11 protein-coding genes are annotated in these 9,859 nt (G+C 71.4%); 6 read left to right on the top strand and 5 right to left on the bottom strand.

All coding sequences use genetic code 11. The annotated features are described in order from the left end of the window. Positions 1–45 precede the first annotated feature (45 nt). Both ABZS69_RS58895 and ABZS69_RS58890 read right to left on the bottom strand, forming a co-directional pair. Positions 46–426, bottom strand: a complete 381-nt coding sequence (locus ABZS69_RS58895; protein ID WP_355391084.1) for a VOC family protein — start codon at positions 424–426, stop codon at positions 46–48. Beyond that, positions 423–1,022, bottom strand: coding sequence for an alpha/beta hydrolase (locus tag ABZS69_RS58890; protein ID WP_355391081.1), 600 nt, complete (start codon positions 1,020–1,022; stop codon positions 423–425). The genes ABZS69_RS58895 and ABZS69_RS58890 overlap by 4 nt, the downstream gene beginning before the upstream one ends. A 199-nt stretch (positions 1,023–1,221) precedes the next feature. Here ABZS69_RS58890 and ABZS69_RS58885 point away from each other — a divergent pair, with 199 nt between their 5' ends. Then, on the top strand, positions 1,222–1,890 hold the full coding sequence (locus ABZS69_RS58885) for a hypothetical protein (protein ID WP_355391078.1): 669 nt from the start codon (positions 1,222–1,224) through the stop codon (positions 1,888–1,890). A gap of 54 nt (positions 1,891–1,944) precedes the next feature. Here ABZS69_RS58885 and ABZS69_RS58880 read toward each other — a convergent pair whose 3' ends face one another. The 3 genes from ABZS69_RS58880 to ABZS69_RS58870 form a co-directional block, all read right to left on the bottom strand. Beyond that, on the bottom strand, positions 1,945–2,313 hold the full coding sequence (locus tag ABZS69_RS58880) for a hypothetical protein (RefSeq protein ID WP_355391075.1): 369 nt from the start codon (positions 2,311–2,313) through the stop codon (positions 1,945–1,947). A 102-nt stretch (positions 2,314–2,415) separates the two neighbouring features. Beyond that, positions 2,416–5,877, bottom strand: coding sequence for a tetratricopeptide repeat protein (locus tag ABZS69_RS58875; protein WP_355391072.1), 3,462 nt, complete (start codon positions 5,875–5,877; stop codon positions 2,416–2,418). A gap of 98 nt (positions 5,878–5,975) precedes the next feature. Continuing rightward, a complete protein-coding gene (locus ABZS69_RS58870; protein WP_355391069.1) occupies positions 5,976–6,668 on the bottom strand; it encodes a response regulator transcription factor in 693 nt (230 codons plus the stop codon). A gap of 176 nt (positions 6,669–6,844) precedes the next feature. Here ABZS69_RS58870 and ABZS69_RS58865 point away from each other — a divergent pair, with 176 nt between their 5' ends. The 5 genes from ABZS69_RS58865 (at position 6,845) to ABZS69_RS58845 (ending at position 9,773) form a co-directional block, all read left to right on the top strand. Next, positions 6,845–7,096, top strand: coding sequence for a MoaD/ThiS family protein (locus ABZS69_RS58865; protein WP_355391066.1), 252 nt, complete (start codon positions 6,845–6,847; stop codon positions 7,094–7,096). A 72-nt stretch (positions 7,097–7,168) separates the two neighbouring features. Further along, positions 7,169–7,834, top strand: a complete 666-nt coding sequence (locus ABZS69_RS58860) for a DUF2993 domain-containing protein (protein ID WP_355391063.1) — start codon at positions 7,169–7,171, stop codon at positions 7,832–7,834. Positions 7,835–7,943: 109 nt separating this feature from the next. Next, positions 7,944–8,459, top strand: coding sequence for a sigma-70 family RNA polymerase sigma factor (locus ABZS69_RS58855; protein ID WP_355391060.1), 516 nt, complete (start codon positions 7,944–7,946; stop codon positions 8,457–8,459). Then, positions 8,456–9,295 (top strand): zf-HC2 domain-containing protein, encoded by an 840-nt coding sequence (locus ABZS69_RS58850; protein WP_355391057.1) that lies wholly within the window; start codon positions 8,456–8,458, stop codon positions 9,293–9,295. The genes ABZS69_RS58855 and ABZS69_RS58850 overlap by 4 nt, the downstream gene beginning before the upstream one ends. Positions 9,296–9,323: 28 nt before the next feature. Then, entirely contained in the window at positions 9,324–9,773 is a 450-nt protein-coding gene (locus ABZS69_RS58845; RefSeq protein WP_355391055.1) for a thioredoxin family protein, read from the top strand. The last annotated feature ends 86 nt before the right edge of the window (positions 9,774–9,859 follow it).

Below are 9,859 nucleotides of genomic sequence, written 5' to 3'. Positions count from 1 at the left end.
GGTTTCACAAAGAGTGGATCACGGCAACGTGATTGACCGCTTCCGCTACGTGGCCACCCAGAGGCAGAACGGGTGCCCGGCCGGGTCGAAATGCACGCGTACGTCGTCTTGGGGCTGGAAATCGGCCACGGTCGCGCCCAGCTCGACGGCGCGGGCGCTGCTCGCGTCGAGATCGTCGACCTCGACGTCCAGGTGCATCATCAGCTGCTGCCGGCCGGGCGACGTGGGCCAGGCCGGGCGGACGAAGCCGGGGTCGCTCTGGAAGGACAGCCCCGGGCCGTCGCCCGGCGGGGCGAGCAGCACCCAGTCGGGCTCCTCGGCCTTGACCCGCCAGCCGAGCAACTCGCGGTAGAACGCGGCCAGCGCCGGCCCGTCGAGCGCCTCCAGGCAGACGGTCGACCACCTGAACCTGGGCGTCCCGCTCATCCCGGCCCCATGAAATGGGTCGTGAACCAGTCTCTGGCGTGCCCGGCCACGGCCTCCAGCGCGCCGGGCTCCTCGAACAGGTGGGTCGCCCCGGGCACCACGGTGATCCGGCTCTCGGCGCGCAGGCGCTGCTGAGCCTCCTCGTTCAGCTTCACCACGATAGGGTCCCGGCCGCCCACGATGAGCAGCGTAGGCGCGCGTACCGCGGCGAGTCGAGGCCCGGCCAGGTCGGGCCGGCCGCCGCGCGAGACGATCGCGGAGATCGCGTTGTCCGGCTCGGCCGCCGCCCACAGCGCCGCCGCCGCGCCGGTGCTGGCCCCGAAGTAGCCGATGGGCAGCCCCGCCGCCTCCTCCTGCCCGCGCAGCCGTTCCGTACGTTCCAGCAGCCGCTCGGCCAGGAGCCCGATGTCGAAGACGTTCGCCCTGTCGGCCTCCTCGTCGGGCGTGAGCAGGTCGAACAGCAGCGTGCCCAGCCCCGCCCGGTTGAGCTCCGCGGCCACGTAACGGTTACGCGGGCTGAGCCGGCTGCTGCCGCTGCCGTGCGCGAACACCACCACTCCACGAGCGGCGTCAGGAACGACCAGATCGCCGGACACGTGCCCCACCTTTCTGCCGGCGACGGCCCGCTCAAGGACCCCCGCCCGCGACTGCCGTCCACCTGCCACTTCCCGCACGAGCCCGCCTCTATCCCGCGCCTCCTCCCGGGCCGATCGGCCCGTCTCCTCGTTCTCGGGCTCATGGCGCCGGGATGGGCCCGGACCGCGCCGGCGTGGCGTGATCAGGCATACTGCACGGATGTCCGATTTCGCCGACTTTCAGGCCGAGGGGCGGGCGGCGCTGCTGGCGGGCCGGGCGACCCACGACAGTCCCATGGTGGAGGGCGCGAGGCGGTGGGGAGCGGCGGCCGTGCTCCGCCCCTCGGGCGAGGTGCTGGACCGGCTGGCGGCGCTGGCCGGGACCATAGAGGCGCCGGGGCACTGGGTGCACGGCCGGCGGACCCTGCACGTCACGCTCAGGTCCCTGGAGCCCTACCGCGACCGGATCCCGGCCGGCGACCCGCTCCGCGCGGTCTACCGGGACGCCCTGGCCGAGGCGGCGCGGGGCATCCGGCCCGCGCGGGTGCGGCTGGCGGGCGTGAGCCCCCACCCCGGCGGCGTCCTGGTCTGCGGCCATCCCGAGGACGACACGCTGGCCAGGCTGTGGGAGCGGTTCGCCCGCGCGATGGCCGCCCGCGGCGTGCGGGACCTGGAGCACGGACGCGTACGCGACCGCTGGTACGTCAGCCTCGTCCACTTCGCCGGCCCGCTCGCGAACCCCCGCCGGATCGTCGAGTGGTGCGACGCCCACGCCGACGCCGACCTCGGCCTGGCCGAGCTGGACACGGCGGAGATCGTACAGTTCGTCCTCGCGGACTCCGGCATCCACGTGAAGGCGCTGGAGGAGGCCCGGCTGGGCCGGGCGTGACGGCGGGGCGCCACCCGGCCCCAATCCGAGGGTGGCGCCCCGCCGCCGTCCAGATCAGCCCAGCACCACCGCCGTGACGAACTGCAGCAGGTGCCAGGCCACATAGGCGCTCAGCGCGCAGAAGGCCCACTCCTTGCCCCGGCTGATCCTGGAGATCCACCGGAGCTCCTCCGCCGGCTCCCTGCGGGCCTTGAGGGACCTGGTGACGAAGTACGCCGACATCACCCAGGCGACCCCCGACCCGCCGAGCAGCCCCAGCGAGAGCGCCAGCAGGATCGGGGACCCGTCCATGAGGTCCGGCGGCGGGAGCTGGCGGACCCAGGCGGCCAGCACGCCGGTGAGCAGGACAACCGTGATCCGCCTGTCCTTGCGCGCCTGGCGTTTGAGCCACTGAAGGTCTCGACGCAGATGGTTCTTGAGCATCCGGATCACCCCCGTTGGAGTAGCTGGTCGCACCAGCTAACGGAAATTTCCGGAGAAGATCTGCGACCTCACAACCGAGATTTCACGACTTTTAGCGATATTTCAGGGTGTGAGGCCGGCTCCCAGCTCGCGAAGATCCTCCGACACCCGCCGTACCTCGAAGACGTCCCCCACCTCCTCCAGCAGCCGCAGCGCCTCCCGCAGTTGCCCGCCGGCCGGGCCCCGGTTCCCCAGCCTGGCCGAGATCAGCCCCAGCGCCCGCAGCGCGCACCCCAGATCCCGCCTGGTGCCGCACTCCAGATGGACGTCCCTGGCCTGCCGCGCGTAGACCAGCGCCTCCTCGGCCAGATCCAGGTCCAGCAGCACCATGGCCAGCGTCGTGAGCGCCGCCGCCCACCGGTCCTTGGTGCCGGTCTCGTTCTGCAGCTCGACCGTCTCCCGCGCGAGCTTCAGCGCCTCCTGCGGCTTGCCCGCCGTGTGCAGCGCCTGCGCCATCGACAGCAGCGCGCTGGCCCGGTTGTCCCGCAGCTCCTCCCTGATCGCCAGCGACGCCTTGGCCGCCTGCAACGCGGGCCGGTGCTGCCCCAGCGACAGGTACGTGTTCGCCAGCGTCTCCTGCACGTCCGCCTCGGCCCGCCGGTTCCCCATGCCCTGCACGATGTCCAGGGCTTCGAGCGCGTACACGAACGCCACGTGCGGCAGCCCCTGCCGCCGCCGCACCCTGGCGAGCCGGTTGAGCATGCGGGCCTCCACCGGCTCGTCGCGGATCACCCGGCTGATCGTCAGCGCCTGGTTGAGGTAGTCGTCGGCCCGCAGGTAGTCGGACAGCCGCCAGTGCACCAGCCCGATGTCCCCGAGCGTCTCCGCCTTGCCCTGCTCGTGGTGGAGCTCCACCTGCACGGCCAGCGCCTGCTCGTAGTAGGCGAGGGCCTCGTCGTACCGGGAGCCGTTGCGCGCGATCCGGCCGAGCGCGCACAGGGCGCGCCCGCAGCCGTGCTGGTCGCCCGTCGCCGTGTACCCGGCCAGGGCCCGCTCGGCGTCCCGCTGCGCGTCGTGCGGCAGCCGCAGCAGGTCGTAGATCTCGGCCAGGCAGAGCAGCGTCTCGGCCTCGGCGTGCTCGTCGCCCAGCTCGTGGCAGATCGACAGCGCCTCCAGGCCCTCGGACAGCGCCGCGTTCGGCTCGCCCAGGTTCCGCTGCACCGTGGCCAGGATGATCAGGCTCTGCGCGGTGCCCCTGCGGTCGCCGAGCTCCTCCCGCACCTCCAGGGCCTGGCCCGCGTGCTGCAGCGCCGGCTCGTACCGCTCCTGGGTCACGTGCAGCCGCGAGATGGTGTGCAGGCAGCTCGCCACCCCGGCCAGGTCGCCGATCTCGCGGTAGAGGTCGAGCGCCTCGCCCGCGCACTTCAGCGCCTCCTCGTTGTGGCCCGCGATGCCGTGCACCTCGGCCAGGTCGTTGAGCGCGCGGGCCCGTCCCTCGGCGTCGCCGAGCGAGGCGAACTCCTCCAGCGCCTCCCCGATGAACCTGGCCGCGAGCGTCGAGGGCCCGATGTCCCGGTGGATGGAGCCCAGGTTGCTGCGCATGCGCGCGATCGCCCGCCGGTTGCTCACCTGCATCGCCGAGGTCAGCCCGGCCTGCTGGATCTCCAGGTTGATCTCGTTGTACCGCAGCTTCCTGAACGGCTCGAACACGGCCTCGGCCAGCCGCCAGGCCATCCCCTGGGCGCCGCTCTCCTCGGCCAGCCGCACGGCCGAGACCAGCGAGCGCCGCTCGGCCTCGAACCACTCGGGCGCCGTCGCGGGGTCGATCGCCACCGCCAGATAGTGGTCGAGCAGCCGCGCCCTGGCCTCCCGCACGCCTGCCTCGGCGTGCCTGCCCAGCTCCCTGGCCAGCCGCTTGACCAGGTCGTGCACCCGGTAGCGCGGCCCGGCCAGCGGCTCGACCAGGTACGCCCGGTGCAGCCCTTCCACCGCCACCACGGCCTCGCCGACCGGGGCGCCGAGCGCCGCGGCCAGCACCTCGGGGGTGAAGTCCCGGCCCGGCAGCAGCCCCACATGCCGGAACGCCCGCCGCTGCCCCGGGCTCAGCGACTCGTACGCCAGGTCGAGCGCCGACCTGAACGCCTCCTCCGGATCGCCCACCAGGAGCGTGCCCGGCCTGCGCAGCTCCTGGACCCGGTGCTGCACGCTCAGCCCGGGGTTCTCGGCCAGCTTGGCCGCCGAGATCCGCAGCGCGAAAGGGTGGTACGAGCACACCCTGGCCAGCTCGGCCAGCGCGTCCCGGTCGGCGGCCCGCGGCGAGTGCTCCCCGAGCACGGCCACCAGCAGCGCCACCGCGTTGCCCGGGTCCAGCACCGGCAGGTCCATGAGGTCGGCGTGCCCGGTGGCCCGCAGCGGCGCCATCCGCGTGCGGCTGGTCACCAGCACCACGCAGTCCTTGCCGCCCGGCAGCAGCGCCCGCACCTGCGCGGGGTCGGCGGCGTTGTCGAGGATGAGCAGCAGCCTGCGCCCGGCGATCCGGCTGCGGTAGAGCAGCGTCAACTCGGCCTCGTCGTCGGCGGGCATGTGCTCGCCGACCCCGAGCGAGCGCAGGATCTGCCCCAGTGCCTCGGCCGGCGACATCGGCGGCTGGCTCGGCGACTGCCCGCGCAGGTCGATCACGATCTGGCCGTCGGGGAACCGGTCGGCGTGCAGGTGCCCCCAGTGCGTCACCAGCGCGGTCTTGCCCACGCCAGGGAGGCCCTGAACGATCATGGTGTTCGTCCGCCTGGGCCGTTCCAGCCAGGCGGTGAGCAGGTCCAGGCTCTGCTGCCGCCCGGTGAAGTCGGGCACGTCGGCGGGGAGCTGGCGCGGCTTCGGCACCTCGCCGACGGGCAGCGGCTCGGAGAGCGCCCCCGGCCTGGTCAGGAACGGCGTCACCCGTCCCTGCCACGGCTCCGACAGGTGCTCCCAGCCGCCCGCCAGGGCGCGCAGCGCGGACGGGTCCTCGATGCGCAGCCGCCGGTAGCCGGGCCGTACCAGCCAGCCCCGCTGGACCCACTGCATGAGCTGGCGCTGCACCACGTCGGGGGAGCTGCCCACGAGGTCGGCCAGCGTCTCCATGGACAGCGGCGGCGCCGACTCCGAGGCCAGCGTGTAACGCTCGTCCAGGTGCAGCAGCCACACGGCCAGCCGGGCGGCGACGGGGGCGCGGGCCAGCGACTCGTGCCTGCGGGCGGCCACGTTCCTGGCGAACAGCTCCTGCACCATCGCCGTGGCCACGGCCGGGCCGGCGGCGGCATGCTCGCGCAGCCGGCGCATGTCGATGGGCCAGGCCCGCACCTCGGTCAGCGCGTCGACCTTGGCGCGCTCGGCCGGGTTCCAGAAGGCCAGCTCGCCGACGAGGTCGCCGTCACCGCGCAGGTCGTGGATGGCCTCACGCTCGCCCGCGGGGGCGTATTCGCGGGCGTAGCCGTAGTCGATGAGGTAAACCCGGTTGGCGGGCCGCAACGGCGAGCAAATGGTCTCGTTACGCCGGAAAACGCGGGGCCTGGCGCCCTCGTCCACCAACGACCGGAACAGACCCACCCCGAACCCCCAATCCGGGGACGGCGGTGTCCTCGTATGACAGACGCGAAACAGCCTCAACGACCATTTGTCACATCGTCGGGCGCCTCTGTCAACGATCAGACGGCGGCGCTGTCCTGCCGGTCGGGGACGAAGCGGTAGCCGACGTTGCGGACCGTGCCGATGAGGGACTCGTACTCGGTGCCGAGCTTGGCGCGCAGGCGCCGCACGTGGACGTCGACCGTCCGGGTGCCGCCGAAGTAGTCGTAACCCCAGACCTCCTGCAGCAGCTGGGCGCGGGTGAAGACCCTGCCCGGGTGCTGGGCGAGGTATTTCAGCAGCTCGAACTCCTTGAACGTGAGGTCGAGCACCCGGCCGCGCAGCCGCGCGGTGTAGGTGGCCTCGTCGATCGACAGGTCGCCGCTGCGGATCTCGTCGGGGACGTCCTCCGTGGCGGCCTGGGAGATGCGGCCCGTGGCCATGCGCAGGCGCGCCTCCACCTCGGCCGGGCCCGCGCTGTCGAGCAGCACGTCGTCCACGCCCCACTCGGCGGTCATCGCGGCCAGCCCGCCCTCGGTCACGATCACCAGGAGCGGGCAGTCGATGCCGGTCGTGCGGATCAACCGGCACAGGCTCTTGGCCTGCACGAGCTCCTTCCGCGCGTCGACGAGGACGGCGTCGGCGGGAGGTGTGTCGATCAGCGCGGACGCCTCAGCGGGCGAGACCCGGACCGAGTGGAGCAGCAAGCCCAGCGCCGGAAGCACCTCGGCGGACGGCTCGAGGGCGTTGGTCAGCAGGAGCAGGTTGCTCATTACGGCCTCCTCAAACACGCAAGGACCCGGGGGCTACGTCGCCCAGGTCCCGTAGGTGAGGATATCCCACGAGTAAGTGGCGTCCATTGCGCGTCCAGCAGATGAACAGCGCGTCTCCCGAAACAACCTTGTTAAGGGCGACGCACAATAGACCGGAAAGCGATTGTGAGGTGCCCATGGCCACGGGAAAAGTACGTTATTGGGCTGCGGCGAAGGAGGCGGCCGGAGTGGCGGAGGAGCCGTTCGACGCGGTCACTCTTGGTGAACTCATGACGAAAATCACACAAAACCATGCAGATCTGGCACGTGTGGTGAGGCGTTGTTCGTTCCTCGTGGACGGTTCCCCGGTCGGCAGACGCCCTCATGACGAGGTCGTTCTCGCGGACGGGGCGACCGTGGAGGTGCTGCCGCCGTTCGCCGGCGGGTGATTGAACACTGTGTGGGGGAATGAGTGAGGCCAGTCGATAGGCTCTTGACCCCCGCCATAGACAGGGAGCCCCATGCGGAAGCTGATCATTTTCCTGATCGTGCTGATCATTCTCCTTGTCGCCGTCGACCGGGTCGCCGTGGCCGGGGTGGAGCGCGACCTCGCGAACCGCATCGCGGCCGCGTCCGACCTCTCGGGCACGCCGACCGTGACGATCGAGGGCATCCCTTTTCTCACCCAGGCGGTCTCCGGGCACTATCCCGAGGTACGGTTCGATCTCGGCACGTTCACCTACGGTGGCGTGCCGGTCAAGAACCTCCGGGGCGCCGCCTACGACGTGACGGCGCCCCTGGCGGACGTCCTGCAGAACAGAGCCAACATCAAGGCCGGGCGCGTGACCGTCAGCGGCACCCTGACCAGGGCGACGATCGACAAGTACGCCCCCCGTGGCGTCAAGATCGGCGGCAACGGGGACCGGCTCACGGCGTCGGGTGAGGTGACGGTCGGGGTGCAGAAGGTGAAGTTCAACGCCGAGATGCGGGTCGAGCTGGCCGACGGCGGCATCAAGATCCGGGCCGAGAAGATCGAGGGCGTGCCCGACCAGCTCGCGCAGTTCGTCTCCTACACGATCCCGTTCAAGGGCAAGCTGCCCTTCGACGTGAAGGTGACCGGGGTCAAAAGCGTGGCCGATGGATTGGAGTTCTCGGCCGAAGCGTCTGACGTGCCGATCCGTGGATGACTCTGAACCGGACCCGGGGCCGGTACGTGATGAGGTACGTGAGCGAGCGCAGCGAGAGAGCCAAGCGGCACAGCAGCGCAGCGCTCACAGGTCCGACGAAGGAGGGCCTGTGAGCGCAGCCGGCACGACCGCGGATGAGGAACTCGTGAAGACCCTCTTCGACGAGCATGCCGGGCCACTCTACGGCTACGTCCTGCGGCTGACCGGTGATTCCATGCGGGCGGAGGATGTCGTGCAGGAGACCCTGTTGCGGGCCTGGCGACATCCCGACGCCCTCACGGGGCGGCCGGTGCGCGCGTGGCTGTTCACGGTGGCCCGCAATCTCGTCGTGGACCAGCATCGGGCCAAGAAGGCCAGACCGCAGGAGACTGGGGACGAGGCGCTGGCCGTCCTGCCGGCGGACGACGACCTCGAACGCGCCGTCGAGTCGTGGGCGGTGGCCGAGGCTCTGGCCGCGCTCAGGCAGGAGCACCGTGAGGTGCTGCTGGAGGTCTACTATCGGGGGCGATCGGTGAAGGAGGCGTCGGCGACGCTGGGCATACCGCCGGGCACGGTCAAATCGCGCACCTACTACGCGTTGCGGGCGCTCAAACTGGCCCTCGAGGAGCGGGGGTTGGCGCCATGATGACGTGCGAGGAGGTAAGGCTCGCCCTGGGCGCGCACGCGCTGGGCGCGCTGGACCCCGACGAGGCGCTGGAGATGGACCACCACCTGGCGACCTGCGAGGAGTGCGGTCGCGAGCTGCTCGACCTCGAAGGCGTGGCCTCCTTTCTTGGCAAGGTGTCCGAGCGAGACGTGGAGCTGGTGGCAAGCCCGCCGCGGCAGGTGCTCGACCGGCTGCTGAACGCCCGCGCCAAACGGAACAGGCGCGGCCGGCTGCTGCTGGTGGCGGCCGCCTCCGTAGCGGTGCTGGCGCTGGGCGGCACGGTCGTGACGGTCGTGAACAGCGGCGCACAGCAGCAGCGGACGTCCGCCGCGGCCGCCCCCATGCCCACCCAGGAGCCGGGGAGCGCGCAGAGCGCGTCACCGGAAAGTGCGCAGGACTCGGCCTCGCAGAGCGACCAGGCGCCGCTGAGCCGCCTGGCCGAGCCGTCGGCCATGCCCAAGCGGCCCACCACGGCCCCGAGCGCGTCGCCGTTCATGATGGCCGAGGGCCTGAAGTTCTCCGGCGTGAACAGGGCCGAGGGCTACCGCGCCACGGTGTCTGCCTGGCCCGGCGACAGCGGCACGGAGCTGGACGTGAGCGTGCGGGGCGTGCCCGTCGACTCGACCTGCAGCCTCCTCGTCGTGGCCGCCGACGGGCGGCGCGACCTGACGGAGAGCTGGACGGTCAGCCGCGAGGCGTACCAGGACAAGGCCGTCTTCAAGCGGTCGACGACGTTGCCGATGGCGGAGATCGCCACGTTCTACGTGGTCGACCAGCAGGAGAAGGTGCTCATCAAGATCTCGGTGCGGAAGTAAACGCGGGCTCGCGTGGTTGCATGAGTCGATGACTGGTTGGTGGGTGGCGCTGGCGACTCTGGCGCTCGGTTCTGTGATCGGGGTGGTTCGCCTGCGCCGCGACGGACGGGTGCGTGACACGGGTGGCGACCGGCTGTCCGAGGCCGATCTCGGCGCCGGGCTGGGCGAGCGGGCGACGCTGGTGCAGTTCTCCACCGCGTTCTGCCAGCCGTGCCGGGCGACCAGGCGGATCCTGGCCGACGTCAGCGGGATCGTGCCGGGGGTGACCCACGTCGAGATCGACGCCGAGTCCCGGCTGGACCTCGTACGGCGGCTGGACATCATGCGCACGCCTACGGTCCTCGTGCTCGACACCAGCGGAAAGATCGTGAAAAGGGCCGCCGGCCAGCCCCGCAAGGCGGACGTGCTGGCGGCCCTCGCCGCGGCCGTGTCGCCGCCGCCGTCTCACGAATCGTCTCACCAACCGGACGAGATGTGACAGATGACGAGACGCCGAGTAGTGTCGTCGGCATGAACCCATCGACAGAGCTGCTGACGAAGCGGCGCGCGGTTGATTTCTGCCGC

This window comes from Nonomuraea sp. NPDC005650 (genome assembly GCF_040605375.1).
Taxonomy (GTDB): domain Bacteria; phylum Actinomycetota; class Actinomycetes; order Streptosporangiales; family Streptosporangiaceae; genus Nonomuraea.
The sequence above is the reverse complement of the archived record's forward strand: the minus strand, read 5'-3'. Positions and strand labels throughout refer to the sequence as shown.